Annotated in this window: 12 protein-coding genes; 4 read left to right on the top strand and 8 right to left on the bottom strand. The window is 72.5% G+C overall.

Annotated elements, in window-relative coordinates; translation table 11 throughout:
* Positions 1–70: 70 nt before the first annotated feature.
* Positions 71–502 (bottom strand): hypothetical protein, encoded by a 432-nt coding sequence (locus ACWEVN_RS10050; protein WP_449683852.1) that lies wholly within the window; start codon positions 500–502, stop codon positions 71–73.
* A gap of 44 nt (positions 503–546) precedes the next feature.
* Positions 547–2,016: an aldehyde dehydrogenase family protein gene (locus ACWEVN_RS10045; RefSeq protein WP_452050972.1), complete on the bottom strand. Its 1,470-nt coding sequence runs from the start codon at positions 2,014–2,016 to the stop codon at positions 547–549.
* A gap of 175 nt (positions 2,017–2,191) precedes the next feature.
* On the opposite strand from ACWEVN_RS10045, the gene dxs reads away from it, so the two are divergent.
* Positions 2,192–4,099, top strand: coding sequence for a 1-deoxy-D-xylulose-5-phosphate synthase (gene dxs, locus ACWEVN_RS10040; protein WP_449683854.1), 1,908 nt, complete (start codon positions 2,192–2,194; stop codon positions 4,097–4,099).
* A 73-nt stretch (positions 4,100–4,172) separates the two neighbouring features.
* Here the strand turns inward: dxs and ACWEVN_RS10035 are convergent, their stop codons facing one another.
* Genes ACWEVN_RS10035 through ACWEVN_RS10020 form a run of 4 tightly spaced genes read right to left on the bottom strand, consistent with a single transcriptional unit; the run spans position 4,173 to position 9,550 of the window.
* A complete protein-coding gene (locus ACWEVN_RS10035; protein ID WP_449683855.1) occupies positions 4,173–5,531 on the bottom strand; it encodes an aminobutyraldehyde dehydrogenase in 1,359 nt (452 codons plus the stop codon).
* Complete coding sequence (locus ACWEVN_RS10030; RefSeq protein WP_452050971.1) at positions 5,528–7,171, bottom strand: thiamine pyrophosphate-binding protein; 1,644 nt, start codon at positions 7,169–7,171, stop codon at positions 5,528–5,530. The genes ACWEVN_RS10035 and ACWEVN_RS10030 overlap by 4 nt, the downstream gene beginning before the upstream one ends.
* Complete coding sequence (gene speB / locus ACWEVN_RS10025) at positions 7,168–8,112, bottom strand: agmatinase (protein WP_452050970.1); 945 nt, start codon at positions 8,110–8,112, stop codon at positions 7,168–7,170. The genes ACWEVN_RS10030 and speB overlap by 4 nt, the downstream gene beginning before the upstream one ends.
* Positions 8,105–9,550 carry a sodium:solute symporter gene (locus ACWEVN_RS10020; protein WP_452050969.1) on the bottom strand — a complete coding sequence of 482 codons (1,446 nt, stop codon included), beginning with the start codon at positions 9,548–9,550 and terminating at the stop codon, positions 8,105–8,107. Before ACWEVN_RS10020 ends, speB begins: the two co-directional genes overlap by 8 nt.
* 97 nt (positions 9,551–9,647) lie before the next feature.
* On the opposite strand from ACWEVN_RS10020, the gene ACWEVN_RS10015 reads away from it, so the two are divergent.
* The 3 genes from ACWEVN_RS10015 to ACWEVN_RS10005 are packed head-to-tail and all read left to right on the top strand — an operon-like array spanning position 9,648 to position 12,981.
* Entirely contained in the window at positions 9,648–11,144 is a 1,497-nt protein-coding gene (locus ACWEVN_RS10015) for a PucR family transcriptional regulator (RefSeq protein WP_452050968.1), read from the top strand.
* Positions 11,145–11,179: 35 nt separating this feature from the next.
* Positions 11,180–11,860: a response regulator transcription factor gene (locus tag ACWEVN_RS10010; RefSeq protein ID WP_043781112.1), complete on the top strand. Its 681-nt coding sequence runs from the start codon at positions 11,180–11,182 to the stop codon at positions 11,858–11,860.
* Positions 11,857–12,981 carry a sensor histidine kinase gene (locus tag ACWEVN_RS10005; RefSeq protein ID WP_449683860.1) on the top strand — a complete coding sequence of 375 codons (1,125 nt, stop codon included), beginning with the start codon at positions 11,857–11,859 and terminating at the stop codon, positions 12,979–12,981. Before ACWEVN_RS10010 ends, ACWEVN_RS10005 begins: the two co-directional genes overlap by 4 nt.
* 162 nt (positions 12,982–13,143) lie before the next feature.
* On the opposite strand, the gene ACWEVN_RS10000 is transcribed toward ACWEVN_RS10005, so the two are convergent.
* Both ACWEVN_RS10000 and ACWEVN_RS09995 read right to left on the bottom strand, forming a co-directional pair.
* On the bottom strand, positions 13,144–14,223 hold the full coding sequence (locus ACWEVN_RS10000; RefSeq protein ID WP_452050967.1) for an alpha/beta hydrolase: 1,080 nt from the start codon (positions 14,221–14,223) through the stop codon (positions 13,144–13,146).
* Positions 14,217–15,770, bottom strand: a complete 1,554-nt coding sequence (locus tag ACWEVN_RS09995) for a twin-arginine translocation signal domain-containing protein (RefSeq protein ID WP_452050966.1) — start codon at positions 15,768–15,770, stop codon at positions 14,217–14,219. The genes ACWEVN_RS10000 and ACWEVN_RS09995 overlap by 7 nt, the downstream gene beginning before the upstream one ends.
* Positions 15,771–15,802: the final 32 nt, after the last annotated feature.

Here is a 15,802-nt window from a genome sequence, read left to right as displayed (position 1 = left end):
CTACGACGCGACGCTGGTGGTGCTGTCGGTGGTGATCGCGGTCGTCGCGGCCACGGCGGATGCGACGACCTCAGCCCGCCCGGCGCACCGCGAACGCCGCCGCGAGCCCGGTCGCCGTCATCGCTACCCCCGACACCAGCAGCACCCACGCCCCCGCTCCCGGCACCACCCGGGCCGCCGGCTGGATGCGGGTCACTCCGGGCAGTGTCACCACCAGGTGCCTCAACACCACGCCCGTCACCACCAGCCCCGGCAGGCACGCCATGGCCAGGGGCTCGTCCTGGTGCCGTGCGAACGTCAAGTACGCCAGTGTCACCGCGATCAGCACCGCCGCCGCGCAGACCAGGCGCAAGCCCAGGTCCAGCTCCGGGTCCGGGGTTCCGGGCGGCAACATCCCCGGGTACTCGGCCGTCCGGAGGGTCAGCCCCGCCAGCACGCCCAGGCCCGCCGCCCCCACCAGCACGGCCCGCGGGCCTCGGAGACGCTTTCGCTGTTCGTCCACTCCGGCCTCCCCTGCGTCGCCGTCGACGCAGCATAAGGCCGGTTTCAGCCCGAGAACCAGCGTTGCGGTTCCGGCCTGAGGTTCTGGTAGATGTGCTTGACCTCGGTGTACTCGGCCAGTCCCGTCGGGCCCAGCTCGCGGCCGAATCCGGACTGCTTGTAGCCGCCCCACTCGGCCTGGGGGAGGTACGGGTGGAAGTCGTTGATCCACACCGTTCCGTGGCGCAGGCGGCCCGCGACCCGCTGGGCGCGGCCGGCGTCCTGGGTGAACACCGCGCCCGCCAGGCCGTAGTGCGTGTCGTTGGCGATGCGGACCGCGTCGTCCTCGTCGGTGAACGTCTCGACCGTCAGGACCGGGCCGAACGACTCCTCGACGACCGCCGACGAACCCTGTTTCACCTGGTCGAGGATGGTCGGCAAGTAATAGAAGCCGTCGGCCAGCGCCGGGTCGTCCGGGCGGCGGCCGCCCGTGCGGAGCACCGCGCCCTCCGCCAAGGCCGCCGCCACGTACGCCTCGACCTTCGCGCGGTGGGCCGCCGAGATCAGCGGGCCGGTCTCCGCCTGCGCGTCGAACGGGCCGCCCAGGCGGATGCGCTCGGCCCGGCGCACCAGCTCGTTCACGAACTCGTCGTGCCACTCGCGCTGCACGATCAGCCGGGCGCCCGCCGAGCACACCTGGCCGGAATGGAGGAACACCGCCGTCAACGCGTAGTCGACCGCCGTCTCGAAGTCGGCGTCGGCGAATACCACGTTCGGGTTCTTCCCGCCCAGTTCCAGGGCGACCTTCTTGACCGTGCCCGCGGCCGCCGCGGCGATCACCTTGCCGGTCGCCAGGCCGCCGGTGAACGACACGAGGTCGACGTCCGGGTGCGACGCCAGCGGCGCGCCGGCCTCGGCGCCCGCGCCCAGCACCAGGTTGCCGGCGCCCGGCGGCAGGCCGGCCTCGGTGAGCAGCTTGAGGAACCGGATCGCGGTGTGCGGGGTCAGCTCGCTCGGCTTGAGCACGAACGTGTTGCCCGCGGCCAGCGCCGGTGCGATCTTCCACACGGTCTGCAGCAGCGGGTAGTTCCACGGCGTGATCAGCCCGCAGACGCCGACCGGCTCGTGCACGATCCGGCTGAACGCGTCCGGGTTGCCGGTGTCGACGACGCGCCCGGCGTCCTGGGCCGCGAGCTTGCCGAAGTAGCGCAGGCAGGCCGCGATGTCGGCCATGTCGTAACGGCTCTCGACCAGGCGCTTGCCGGTGTCGAGCGACTCGGCGCGGGCGAACGCCTCGGCGTCGCGGTCGAGCAGGTCCGCCGTGCGCAGCAGCAGGTCGCCGCGCAGGTGGGCGGGGGTGCCGGGCCACGAGCCGGTGTCGAACGCCCGGCGCGCCGCCGCGATGGCGGCCTCGGTGTCCTTGGCGGTGCCTTCGGCGACCGTCGCGACCAGGGAGCCGTCGGCCGGGCAGCGGATCTCCCGCCGGGCGCCGTCCACCGCGTCCACCCATTCGCCGCCGATGAAGAAATCCGCCATGCGAACCATTCTCGTGGCCACGCGGCGTGACCGCCACAGCGACGCGGCGAGACGAGGTTCACCCCACGTGCTGACCTGCGGTCGCGCTCCGGTTGTGACGCCGGACGCGGCCTGCGGCCCGGCTCTGGCGGGTCTCCGTAGACTGGCCGGAACCGAGCGAGTGAGGTGGAGACGAGTGACGATGCTGGAGTCCGTGAGCGGACCGGCGGACCTGAAGCGCATGAGTGTCGAGGACCTCGGCGAACTGTCCGCCGAGATCCGGGACTTCCTCGTCGACAAGGTCCGGCGGGCGGGCGGTCACCTGGGGCCGAACCTGGGTGTCGTCGAGCTGACCCTGGCGCTGCACCGCGTGTTCGACTCGCCGCGTGACGCGATCGTGTGGGACGTCGGTCACCAGGCGTACGTCCACAAGCTCGTCACCGGCCGGGCGGCGGGGTTCGACCTGCTGCGCCAGACCGGCGGCGTCACCGGTTACCCCTCGCGTGCGGAGAGTGAGCACGACTGGGTGGAGAGCAGCCACGCCTCGTCCGGACTGTCCTATGTGGATGGCCTGGCGAAGGCGTTCGAGCTGGCCGGCGGCGGGCGGCACGCGATCGCCGTCGTCGGCGACGGCGCGCTCACCGGCGGCATGTGCTGGGAGGCGCTCAACAACATCGCCGCGCACAAGGACCGCCCGGTCGTCATCGTGATCAACGACAACGGCCGGTCCTACTCGCCGACCATCGGCGGGCTGGCCGACCACCTCGCGGCGCTGCGCCTGCAGCCCGGCTACGAGCGGCTCCTCGACGGCGGCCGCGAAATCCTCAAGCACACGCCGGTGGTCGGGAAGCCGATCTACGCCGCGCTGCACGCCGCGAAGGCCGGCCTGAAGGATGCGCTGAGCCCGCAGGCGATGTTCTCCGACCTCGGCCTGAAGTACCTCGGGCCGGTCGACGGGCACGACCTCGTCGCGTTGGAAAAGGCGTTCCACAGTGCGCGGTCGTTCGGCGGGGCGGTGATCGTGCACGTGGTCACCGAAAAGGGGCACGGGTACGCGCCCGCGGTCAACAACCAGCACGACCAAATGCACCAGACCGATCCGATCGACCCGGAGACCGGGCTCCCGCCGGTCAAGGGACCCAGCTGGACCGGGGTGTTCGGCTCCGAGCTGGCGGCGATCGGTGCCGAGCGCGAGGACGTCGTGGCGATCACCGCGGCGATGCTGCGCTCGACCGGGCTGGACAAGTTCGCCGAAGCGTTCCCGGATCGGTGGTACGACGTCGGGATCGCCGAGCAGCACGCGGTCACCTCGGCCGCCGGGTTGGCCATGGGTGGGTTGCACCCCGTTGTGGCGATCTACTCGACGTTCCTGAACCGGGCGTTCGACCAGGTGCTGATGGATGTCGCCCTGCATCGGCTGCCCGTGACGCTGGTGCTGGACCGGGCCGGGATCACCGGGCCCGATGGGCCTTCTCACCACGGTATGTGGGATCTGTCGTTGCTCGGGATGGTTCCCGGGATGCGGGTTGCCGCTCCGCGTGACCCGGCCACTCTGCGGGAGGAGCTGCGGGAGGCCATTGCTGTTTCCGACGGGCCTACCGCTCTTCGGTTCTCGAAGGGCAAGGTCGGTACCGATGTCGCCGCCGTCGAGCGGGTTGGCGGTGTCGACGTGCTGCGCCGGCCGGCCGAGGGTGCTGACGTTCTTCTTGTGACGGTCGGTGCCTTTGCGACTTTGGGGCTTGCGGCTGCCGATCGGCTGGCTGATCAGGGGATCGGGGTTACCGTTGTCGATCCTCGGTGGGTGCTTCCGGTTCCCGCTGAGTTGGTTGCCCTGGCTTCGCAGCACAAGCTTGTCGTCACTGTCGAGGACAGTGGTCGGCATGGTGGGTTCGGGTCGGCTCTTGCCGCGATGTTCCGGGATGCCGAGTGTGATGTTCCCCTGCGGGATCTGGCTGTTCCTCAGTCGTTCCATGACCACGGGAGCCGGGACGAGGTTCTGGCTAGGGTTGGGCTGACCGCTCAGGATGTTGCTCGGCGGGTTACCGAGTGGGCTTCCCGGCTTGGGTCTTCGTCGGAAGAGTCGGCCAAGGATGCTCATCGGTGAGGAGAAAGACGTTGCGAACGCGTTGATGCTCGACACCATGTGCCGTGCTGTTCGACGTCCGTGATCCTGTCGCTCACGCGAACCTCGTCATCACGTGCTTGACGCGGGTGTACTCGGTGAACGCGTACGCCGAGAGATCTTTGCCGTGGCCGGAATGCCCGAAGCCGCCGTGGGGCATCTCGGCGACCAGTGGCCCGTGCGTGTTGACCCACACACAACCGAAGTCCAGGTCGGCCGACACCCTGGCCGCGACGCCGAGGTCGCGGGTCCACACCGAGGACGCCAGGCCGTAGGGGACGCCGTTGGCCAGTTCGACGCCCTTGGCCTCGTCCGCGAAGGACTGGACCGTGATCACCGGGCCGAAGATCTCCTCCTGGACGATCTCGTCGTCCTGCCGCAGGCCCGAGATCACCGTGGGGGCGAAGAAGAACCCCCGGGAACCGAAGCGGGTGCCGCCGGTCTCGATGCGGGCGTGCGAGGGCAAGCGCGCGATCAGGCCTTCGACGCGGGAGAACTGCGCCGCGCTGTTCAGCGGCCCGTAGTCGACGCCCGGCGTCTGCGCCGCGGCGGCCTTGGCCAGCGCCGCGACGAAGTCGTCGTGGATCGACTCGTGGACCAGGACCCGGCTGCCCGCCGTGCAGTCCTGGCCCGCGTTGTAGAACGCCGCGCCCACGATGCCCTCCGCCGTCTCCGCGAGGTCGACGTCCGGGAACACCAGCAGCGGTGCGTTGCCGCCCAGCTCCAGGTGGGTGCGCTTGAGGTCGGCGGCCGCCACCGTGGCCACGTCGATGCCCGCCCGCGTCGAGCCGGTGATCGAGACGAGTGCGGTGAGCGGGTGCTTGACCAGCGCCCGGCCGGTGTCGCGGTCGCCGGTCAGCACGGTGAATGCCCCCGGAGGCAGGAACTCCGCCGCGATCTCGGCCAGCCGGACGGCCGTCGACGGGGTCGTCTCGGCCGGCTTGAGCACCACCGTGTTGCCCGCCGCCAGAGCCGGGGCGATCTTCCAGACCGCCATCATCAGCGGGTAGTTCCACGGGGCGATCTGGGCGCAGACGCCGACCGGCTCGCGGCGGATCACCGACGTGTGGCCCGGCGTGTACTCGCCGGCCGCGGTGCCCTCCAGGTGGCGGGCGGCTCCGGCGAAGAACCGCAGCGCGCTCACGCACTCCGGGATCTCCTCGTCGAGGACGACCGAGCGGATCTTGCCGGTCTCGCGCACCTCGAGGTCCGCGAACTCGGCCGCCCGGGCCTCCAGGGCGTCGGCGATCTTCAGCAACGCCAGCTGACGCTGCGCCGGGGTGCTGCGCCGCCAGGTCGCAAACGCTTGCGCGGCGGCCGTCAGTGCGTTGTCCACATCGGACTGCGAGGCGACGGGGCTGGTGCCGGACACCTCGCCGGTCGCCGGGTCGGTCAGCTCCAGGGTGCGGGTCATGCCTTCTCCAGGTGGGTCGGCGCGAACAGCTTCAGCAACGCGGGGAGGACGACGACGGACGGTCCGGGCGTGCGCAGTGCGTCGGCGAGGTCCGCGCCCACCGTGTCCAACGACGACAACCGGGCCGGGACGCCGAACGAAGCGGCCAAGGCGACGAAGTCGGGCCGGGTCAGCTCGGTCGCCGTCGTCTGGCCGAAGGCGTCGGTGAGGTACTCGCGCAGGACGCCGTAGCCGCCGTCGTCGATGATCAGCCACGTCACGTCGAGGCCGTGCTGCATCGCCGTGGCCAGCTCGGCGACGCCGTACATCGCGCCGCCGTCACCCGAGACGGCGAGCGTGGGCCGGCCGGCCGCCGCGCCGCCGAGCGCGCCCGGCAGGCCGTAGCCCAGGCCGCCCGCACCCTGGGCCGTGTGGATCGGCGCGCCCTCGGGATTCCACGCCGACCAGGCCCAGTACGCCGCGATCGTCATGTCCCAGAACGTCTGCGTGCCCTCGGGCAGCGCGGCGCGGACGTCGTCGATCAGCTTCCGCTCGACGGCCAGGTCCTGACCGTCCAACCGGGACTCGACGCGGGCGAGCAGCCCGGAGACCGCTTTCTCGGCCCGGCCGTCGGACGCCCGCATCGGCACCCACTCCAGCAGCGCCTGCAGCGTCAGCCGGACGTCGGCGTGCAGGCCCAGGCCCGGGTAGTTCGACTCCAGCTTCCCGAGGTCGGCCTCGACCTGGATCACCCGGCCGCGCGGGGCGAACTCGCGGTAGTTGCTGGACAGCTCGCCGAGACCGGAGCCGAGCACGAGCAGGACGTCGGCGTTCGCCAGGAATTCCGTGGTGTGCCAGTCCTCCAGCCACGACCGCCCGGACAGTTCGTGGTCCCAGCCGAACACGCCCTTGCCGCCGAACGTCGAGATCACCGGCGCGCGGAGGGCTTCGGCCAGGGCCAGCAGCTCGGCGTGCGCGCCCGACCGCAGTGCCCCGCCGCCGGCCAGGATCACCGGGTTCGTGGCCGCCGCGAGCAGGCCGGCCGCCTCGGTGACCAGCTCGGGCAGGGGTGCCAGGGGAACGGGCGCGGCCGACACCGACGTGATCGGCGGCAGCCCGGCCGGGCCGAGCAGCACGTCCTGCGGGATCTCGACCCACACCGGGCCGTAGGGCGCGGTCGCCGCCGACGTCCACGCCTCCCGCAGCGCCGACGGGAGCTGGCTCGCCCGCCGCACGACGTGCACCGACTTCACGACGTCCCGGAAACTCGCCTGCTGGTCGGGCAGTTCGTGCAGGTAGCCGTGCCGTCCGCCGCCGAGGCCGGCGACCGGGACCTGGCTCGAGATGCCGAGCACCGGCACCGACGCCGCGCGCGACTCCTGCAGCGAAGCCAGCGTCAGCAACGCACCCGGGCCGGTCGAGACGATCAGCGGCGTCACCGGCACCGGGCCGTCCGGGTCCGCGGCGAGCCGGGCGCGGGCGTGGCCGTCGGCGGCGAAGGCGAGGTTGTTCTCGACGCGCCAGCTGATCACGCGCAGGTCGTCGGCCCGCCGCAGCGCCTCGAACAGGCCCAGCGCGTGCTGACCCGGCAGCCCGAACACCGTGTCGGCGCCCAGGGCCCGCAGCGTTTCGACGACGACGTCGCCGCCGATGCGGGTCATTCGCCCTTCCCCAGGGCCAGCAGGCTCACCAGGTCGTAGGCGACGTGGGAGGCCGCGATGGCGGTGATCTCAGCGTGGTCGTAGGCCGGGGCCAGCTCGACGACGTCCGCGCCGACCAGGTTGAGGTCGCGCAGCCCGCGCAGGATCTCCAGCAGCTCCCGGCTCGTCATGCCGCCCGCCTCGGGGGTGCCGGTGCCGGGCGCGTGGGCCGGGTCGAGGACGTCGATGTCGACCGAGACGTAGAGCGGGCGGTCGCCGATGCGCTGGCGCAGCGCATCGACCGTCTCGTCGACGCCCCGGCGCAGGACGTCGCCGGAGGTGACGATGCCGAAGCCCAGCCGGCGGTCTTCTTCGAGGTCGCGCTTGCCGTAGAGCGGCCCGCGGGTACCGACGTGCGACAGCGCGCTCGTGTCGAGGATGCCTTCCTCGGACGCCCTCCGGAACGGCGTGCCGTGGGTGTAGGGCTCGCCGAAGTAGGTGTCCCAGGTGTCGAGGTGGGCGTCGAAGTGCAGCAGCGCAACGGGTCCGTGCTTCTTGGCCGCCGCGCGCAGCAGCGGCAGGGCGATCGTGTGGTCGCCGCCGACCGTCACCAGCCGCGTCCCGTCCGCCTGCAGCGCTTCGGCTTCCTGCTGCAGCGTCTCGATCGCTTCGCCGATGTTGAACGGGTTGACCGCGATGTCACCGGCGTCGACGACCTGCTTCTCCTCGAACGGCGAGACGTCCAGCTCCGGGTGGTACGGCCGCAGCAGCCGGCTCGCCTCGCGGACGGCCGCCGGGCCGAACCGGGCGCCGGGCCGGTAGGACACGCCGGAGTCGAAGGGCACCCCGACGACGGCGACGTCGGCGCGTTCGACCTGGTCGATCCGCGGCAGCCGCGCGAAGGTCGCGAAGCCGGCGAACCGGGGGATGCGCGACGAGTCGAGGGGTCCGATGTTAGGCACTGGTGGGCTCCTGTTCCCGGTTCGGAATGGCGGTTTCTTCGCCGGCGAGCCGGCGGGTCCAGACGGCGAGGATGGTCTCGGGGGTGCGGGGCGTGGCGAAGCTGACCGCCAGGTAGACGACCAGGCTCACGCCGAGGCCCCAGTAGATCGGGGTGTTGGCGTCGACGCCGTCGATGATCATGAAGGCGATGACCGAGATCGTGCCGGCCACCATCGACGCGTAAGCGCCCTGCCGGGTGCCGCGCTTCCAGAACAGCGCGCCGACGATCGCCACCAGCAGGCCGCCCACCAGGATGTCGTAGGCGATGGTGAGCGCGTTGACGACGTCGTCGACGATCATCGCGATGCCGATCGCCAGCAGGCCGAGCAGCAGGGTGGCGAGCCGGTTGCGGCTGACTTCGCCGCCCTTCTTCAGGCCCAGCTTGGTGAGCAGGTCCGACGTCGTCGTGGTCGAACACGCGATCAGCGCGCCGCTCGCCGTCGACATCATCGCCGAGAGCGCGGCGGCCAGCACCAGGCCGCGGACGCCGGTGGGCAGCAGGCGTTCGACGATCGTCGCGAAGGCGTCCTGGGCGCTGGCGATGTCCGGGTACAGCGCGTGCGCGGCGGTGCCGATCAGGGCCCCGGCGAGGCCGTAGACCAGGCAGTAGACGCCGGAGGTGATGCCACCGGACGTCGCGATCGCCGGCGTGCGGGCGGTGAACACGCGCTGCCAGATGTCCTGGCCGATCAGCAGGCCGAAGGTGTAGATGACGAAGTAAGTGACGATCGTGTCGGTGCCGATCGAGGTGAAGCTGAAGAAGCTCGCGTCGAGCTTGGCGCTCATCCCGTCGAAGCCGCCCGCCGACGTGACCGCCACCGGCAGCAGGATGGCCAGGATGCCGATCGTCTTGATGACGAACTGGGCGATGTCGGTGAGCGTGATCGACCACATGCCGCCGAGCACCGAGTAGAGCACGACGATCGAGCCGCCGATCGCGATCCCGGCCCAGTTCGGCAGGTCGAACAGCACCTTGAAGATGGTCGCGAAGGCCAGTGTCGAGGTCACCGTGAGCATCAGGGTGTAGCCCCACATGACGACGCCGGACACCGCGCTGGTGCGGCCGCCGTAGCGCAGGTCGAGCATCTCGCCGACGGTGTAGACCTTCAGCCGCACCAGCCGCCGCGCGAACAGCGCGTGCAGCACCAGGATGCCGACGCCGATGCTGACCACCAGCCACATGCCGGAGATGCCGTAGGTGTAGCCGAGCTTCACCCCGCCGACGGTCGACGCGCCGCCGAGCACGACGGCCGACATCGTGCCGGAGTACATGAACCAGCCCAGCCGCCGTCCGGCGACCAGGTAGTCGGACTTCGTCTTCGCGAGCCGGAGGCCGTACCAGCCGACCCCGAGCATGCCTGCGATGTACAGCGCGATCACTGCGTAGTCGCCGGTCACGGTGTCCTCCTCACGTCGTTTCGGGTCACCGTAGGTTCGCCCGCACCCTCCCCGGCATGGGATGATTCATCCCCATGTCGACATCGGTGGGGACGAAATGACCCCGAGCACGGATGCGCTGTCCACGGAGGTGAATGTCCCGTTACGGGACGTGGTCGGCAACCGGGAGCTCGCGCTCGACGTCGTCCCCGAGACGCTGCGGCCGGGTGCGCTGGACGCCCCGGTGCGCTGGGCGCACGTCAGCGAGCTGGAGGACCCCGCGCCCTACCTGCTGGGCGGCGAACTGATCCTCACCGCCGGGGTCAACCTGCCGGAGCGGATCGACCGGTACGTGCGCGGGCTGCGCGACGCCGGCGTGACGGCGCTGGGGTTCGGGCTCACCCCGACGGTGCACGAGACCCTGCCGGAGCCGCTGCGCCGGGCGTGCGCGCGGCGCGGGCTGCCGCTGCTGGTCGTGCCGTCGCGGACGCCGTTCCTGGCCGTCAACCGGGCGGTCTCGGTGGCGCTGGCCGAGGCCGGCCAGCGGGAGCAGCGGCGGATCACGGCGGCGCGCGAGACGCTCACGCGCGCCGCGGGCGGCGGGCTCGGCGAGCTGACGTCGGCGCTGGCGGCGGTGCTGGGGTCCTGGGTCGCCCTGGTCGGCGCCGAGGACGTGCTGGCCGCCGCGCACGACGCGCCCGCGCCGCTGCCCCTTCCGGTGCGGGAGCTGATGGCGACCGTGCGGGCGGGCAGCGGGATCCGGAGCGCGACCACCGAGCTCGACGGCGGGTTCGTCGTCGTCCAGCCGGTCTACCCGCAGGCCACGGCGTCGCACCTGGTGGTCGTCGGCCGGCCCGGGCGGCTCGACGGCGCCGAGCGGGCCATCCTCGCGGTCGGGGCGGCCCTGCTCGGCCTGGTCGGCCGTGCGGGCTCGGACGCGGCCGAGCTGGGCGCGGCGGCGACCGGGCTCTTGCTGGGCCGGGTGTCCCCCGGCGAGGCGGCCCGGTCGCTGCTGGGGTCCGACGTCGTCCGGCTGGTCGCCGGGGCGGCGTTTCGGCGGGGTCCCGGCGAGGTGGCCCGGCGCCCGGACTGGCTGCGGGCCCGGCTGGACACGCCCCTGGTGTCGGTGCTGCCCGGGCCGTCGTTCGTGGCCGTCGCCGGCTCGGTCCCGCGGTTGGAGGACCTGCGCGCGGCCGGCTGGCTCGCGGCCGTGGGTTCGCCGGTGCCGGCGTCCCGGGTGGCCGCGGCCTCGGCGGAGGTGGAGCTGCTGCTTTCGCGGGCGCTCGCGCTCGGCCGCCCGGTCGTGGCCGGCAGCGAGCCGCTCGACTTCGACGCGCTGCTGGACCCGGACGCCTCCCGCGGATTCGCGTCGAGAGCGTTGGAACCGTTGGTGGCGCTCGATCAGGCGGGGGACCGGGCGCTGGTGCTGACCCTGCGGACCTGGCTGGCCCACCACGGCGCCTGGGAACCGACGGCGGCTGAGCTGGGCGTCCACCGCAACAGCGTCCGGCACCGGATCGCCCAGGTGGAGAAGGCGCTGGGGGTGGATCTGGCGGACCCGGAGACCCGGATGCGGCTGTGGTTCGCCCTCCGCTGGGTCACGCCCGGTCCTTAAAGGGCACTCTCAGGAAAATATGGGATTGTGGGCTGGTGCGAGTTTTGGTAGTCGAGGACGAAGAACCCCTGGCCGACGCGATCGCCCGCGGGCTGCGCCGCGAGGGGATGGCGGTGGACGTCGCGCTCACCGGGGACGACGGGCACGAGAAGGCCGCCGTCACGCGGTACGACGTCGTGCTGCTGGACCGGGACCTGCCCGGGATGTCCGGGGACGAGCTGTGCCGGGAGATCGTCGCGTCCGGGGAATTGACCCGGGTGCTGATGCTCACCGCGAGCAGCTCGGTGTCCGACCGGGTCGACGGGCTGTCGCTGGGCGCCGACGACTACCTCGCCAAGCCGTTCGCCTTCCCCGAGCTGGTCGCGCGGGTGCGGGCGTTGGGCCGCCGGGCCACGCCGGCCGCGCCGCCGCTGCTCACCGCCGGGGACGTCGAACTCGACCCGGCCAAGCGGACCGTGCGGCGCGCCAGTGGGCCGGTGGAGCTGACGCGCAAGGAGTTCGGCGTCCTCGAAGTCCTGCTGCAGGCGGCCGGGTCCGTCGTCAGCAGCGAGGAACTCCTCGAGCGGGTGTGGGACGAGAACGCCGACCCGTTCACCACGACCGTCCGGGTCACCGTCATGACGCTGCGCAAGAAGCTCGGCGAGCCGGGGATCATCGAGACCGTCGTCGGCTCCGGGTACCGCGTGCCGGAACCCGGCACCCCGCAACGCGCGTGAACCTGCCGGGCACCCGCACCCTCCGCGCCCGGATCACGCTGCTGGCGACCGTCCTGGTCGCCGCCGTCAGCCTGCTGCTGCTCTGGCTGGCCTGGACGCTGGTACGGGACTCGCTCGACACCGTTCCGCAGATGCCGCCGGGCAGCACGGTGGTCGTCGACGGCGTCACGGTCGACGCCTCCACGCTCGCCGAGCACCTGCGCGTGCACGCCCGCGACCGGATGCTGCTGTTCGGCTCGATCGCGTTCCTGCTGGTGGTGGCGGCCGCGGCGATCCTCGCCTGGACGTTCACCTCGCGCGTGCTGCTGCCGCTGCGCGAGATCACCGGCACCGCGCGGCGGCTGTCGGTCGAGTCGCTGGGGGAGCGGATCGGCGAGATCCGCTCCCGCGACGAGCTGGCCGAGCTGGCGAGCACGTTCGACGACATGCTCGACCGGCTCCAGGCGGCGTTCGACGCGCAACGCCACTTCGTCGCCAACGCGAGTCACGAGCTGCGGACGCCGTTGTCGGTGATCCGCACGGAACTCGACGTCACCCTGGCCGACGACGCGGCCGACGAAGCCGAGCTGCGCCGGATGGCCGGCGTGGTCCGGGACGCGACCGAGCGCGCCGGGCAGCTGGTCAACTCCCTGCTGCTGCTGGCCCGCACCGACGGCGCCGGGCTCGGTGTGCGTGAGCCGGTGGACCTCGCGGTGCTCGTCGACCGGGCGTGGCGCGCGGTGCAGCGTGAAGCCTCGCAGCGGGGTATCCGGGCGACGTTTTCCGTGGTGTCGGCGTCCGCGTTCGGCGACCCGGCGCTGCTGGAGCGGATCGCGGGCAACCTGCTGGAGAACGCCGTCCGCCACAACGTCGAGGGAGGCTGGCTGGAGGTGACGACGCAGCCGGGGCCGCGGTGGTCGATGCTGCGGGTCCGCTCGTCGGGTGGCCTGGTCGACCCGGCGGCGGTGCCGGAGCTGTTCGAGCCGTTCCGCCGCGCCGGCGTGGCCCGCACCGCCCGCCACGGCGCGGGCCTGGGCCTGTCGATCGTCCGCGCGGCAGTGGCCGCCCACGGCGGAACGGTCACGGCCGAGCCCATCGTGGGCGGCGGCCTGGGCGTGACGGTCCACCTCCCAGTCCACTGACCCCGTGATCGGAACCGGATCTCGCGTGCTTGGAGCCGGATCCCGCGTGATTTGAGGCGGAACTCGCGTGATTAGAGACGGATCTCGCGAGTTCCGCCCTCAATCACGCGAGTTCCGTGCTCAGTCACGCGGGATCCGTGTTCGATCACGCGGGTTCCGTGCTCAATCACGGGGGCGGGTGAGGGCGAGGGCGGCTCGGAGGACTCCGGCGGCGTGGAGCATGGCTGCGCGGGCGTCCGGGTCGACGCCGACTCGGTTGGCGAAGCCGTGGAGCTGGCCTTCGTGACGTCGGTGCACCAACGGGACACCCGCTGCGGCGAGGCGGGTTGCGTAGGCCTCGCCTTCGTCGCGGAGGAGGTCGAAACCGCACGTGGCCACGTACGTCGGGGGGAGGCCGTCGAGGGTGTCGTCGTAGATCACCGAGGCTCGCGGGTCGGTGTAGGACTCCGGGTCGCGGACGTACTGGTCGCGGTACCAGGCCCACTCGTCGCGGTCGAGGCGGAAGCCCGAGCCGAACTGCCGGTGCGACTCCGACCCGCCGAGGGCGTCCGTCGCCGGGGTGAGCAGGAGGCTGAACGCCGGGCGGGGCAGCTCGCCGCGGGCCGCCGCGTGGGCGACCACCGCCGCCAGGTTGCCGCCGCTGCTGTCGCCGCCCACTGCCAGCCGGGCCGGGTCGACGCCGAACTTCGCCGCGTGCTCGTGGACGAAGGCGAACGCCGCCACCGCGTCCGACGCCGCCGCGGGGAACGGGTGTTCCGGCGCGAGCCGGTAGCCGATCGACACCACCCGCACGCCGGCTTCCTCGGCGAGCAGCCGGCACGCGCCTTCGTGCGTGTCGATGCTGCCGAGCACGAACCCGCCGCCGTGGAAGTACACGATCGCCGGGGCGGGCGCCGGGACGCCCTCCGGTTCGTACCACCGCAAGGGCAGCGGCCCGCCCGGCCCGGGCCACGTCGTATCGCGGGTCCGGACGCCGGGGCAGATCCCGGCGCCGGCCAGCGCCCCCGCCAGGTTCAGCTCGGTCCGGGCCCGCGCCAGGTCGCCGTTCTGGTGCGGCGAGTCGAACGGCGCCAGCCGCGACACCCGCATGAGCACCTGGGCGGTGAGGACCGGCCGCCGGCCGTCCACCACCACCGGACGGCCCGCGATCACCCGCAGCACCGGGGAAGGCAACCGCAACAGGAACCGCAACCCGGTCATGATCGACCACACGAGCAGCCGACGGGACAGTCCACTCAGCACAGGTCCACAAAAACCGGATTCGCGTACAACCACAAGTCCTCGAACGGATTCGCCTGCCCGATGACGTCCGGCGTGGGCTCGGCGTCGCCGTTCGAGCCCCGCACCCGCAGGTAGAACGGTTCCCGGACGTTCCGGAAGGTGTGCCGGAAGACGACCTGCCGTCCCGGCGCCCAGCGCGGCTCGAACGACTCCACGACCCGCGTGCCCGGCGCGGTCATCGTGTCGCGATCGGCGGCCTGGCCGGTGACGGGGCCCGCGATGACGTCCAGGTGCGCCAGCCGCGGCACCGAGCCGCCGCCGTTCGGCCGGGACGCCAGCCGCGCCCGCACGACGACCGTGACGTCCGACCCCCGCCGCACCCGCAGGCGCCCGCCCAGCGTCGCCGCGGAGCCACCGCTGTGCGCCTCGACCTCGAGCTCGGCGACCAGGCCGCCGTGCGAGCCCCAGATCCGCCCGGCCCGCAGGCCTTCGAGGACGCCTTCGAGACTCCGCCGCGTGACGCCGACGTACGTGCGGCTGAACTCGCCCGGGTAGAAGTCCGCGTACGGCGCGAGCAGCTGCGGCTTGCCGGAGTCGACCGGGTCCGGGAACTTGCCGTGCGTGTCGTACCAGTCGCCCGGCACGTCCGGGCGGACCAGCGTGTCGCCGCGGTTGTAGTGCGAGTCGGAGTTCGTGGTGACCCACCACGGCTTTCCCTCGGCCAGCAGCGAGTCCCACAGCCCGCCGACCTTCGCCGTCGCCCAGTCCCAGCCGCCGTGCGTCCGGTACGCCTCGGCCGGGAAGCCGGGCCACGAGTTCGCGCCGGAGTTGTTGACGTACCCGCCGCGCGCGCCGGCGTTGCCGAGCGGCTTGGGGAAGCCGTCCGCCTGGGCGCCGGGCGCGCCCTCCATGCCGATGACGATGCTCGGCGCGGCGTCGCGGTAGGCCCGCAGCTCGTGCGGGGCGACGCGGCCGTTGCGCAGCGGGTGGTTGATCAGCACGACCGGCGCGTGGATCCGCCGTGCGCGTTCCTCGTCGGAGAGCCAGCGCAACGCCCGCAGCGCGAGGGCCTCGTTCGCCGGGCTCGACGCCTCCGAGTTCGTCAGCCGCCAGTCGAAGGCCCGCTCGAACTCGCGCAGCTTGGCCGCCTGCGCCGAACCGGCCTGGAAGAACACGGTCGCGTGCTCGGCGCCCGGGACGTTCCACTCCATGCCGTGCCACAGCAGCAGGTCCGGGTACTTCCGCCGGGCGGCGAGGAAGTCCGCCTCGGTGGGCTCGACCGACACCTTCTCGTGCTCGGCGTGGCCGTGGTCGGTGCAGACGATCCAGTCCGCGCCGTGTGCCCGCCCGCCGCGCGCGATGTCGTCGATCCGGTACATCGCGTCGTAGGAGTACTGGCTGTGCGTGTGGTGGTCGCCGACCAGCCACTGGTAGCGGCCGCACACCCGGCCCAGATCGAACTCGGCGGGAGCGGAAGCGGAAGCGGCGGCGGGAGCCGCGAGGGGCACGCCCGCGGCGGCGGCCGCGAGTCCGGCACCCTTGAGGAAGCGGCGTCTGTCGGTGGTCACGGCGGGACGCTAAGCCGCCGGGGTGAACGGGC

Source organism: Amycolatopsis sp. NPDC003861, from assembly GCF_053605405.1.
Note: the sequence above shows the minus strand (reverse complement) of the source record. Positions and strands in the feature narration are given on the sequence as shown.

What these genes read in the sequence shown, in the direction of transcription:
- ACWEVN_RS10045 (WP_452050972.1), bottom strand. Translation starts at nt 2,016, where the DNA reads ATGGCGGATTTCTTCATCGGCGGCGAATGGGTGGACGCGGTGGACGGC.
- ACWEVN_RS10035 (WP_449683855.1), bottom strand. Translation starts at nt 5,531, where the DNA reads ATGACCCGCACCCTGGAGCTGACCGACCCGGCGACCGGCGAGGTGTCC.
- ACWEVN_RS10030 (WP_452050971.1), bottom strand. Translation starts at nt 7,171, where the DNA reads ATGACCCGCATCGGCGGCGACGTCGTCGTCGAAACGCTGCGGGCCCTG.
- ACWEVN_RS10015 (WP_452050968.1), top strand. Translation starts at nt 9,648, where the DNA reads ATGACCCCGAGCACGGATGCGCTGTCCACGGAGGTGAATGTCCCGTTA.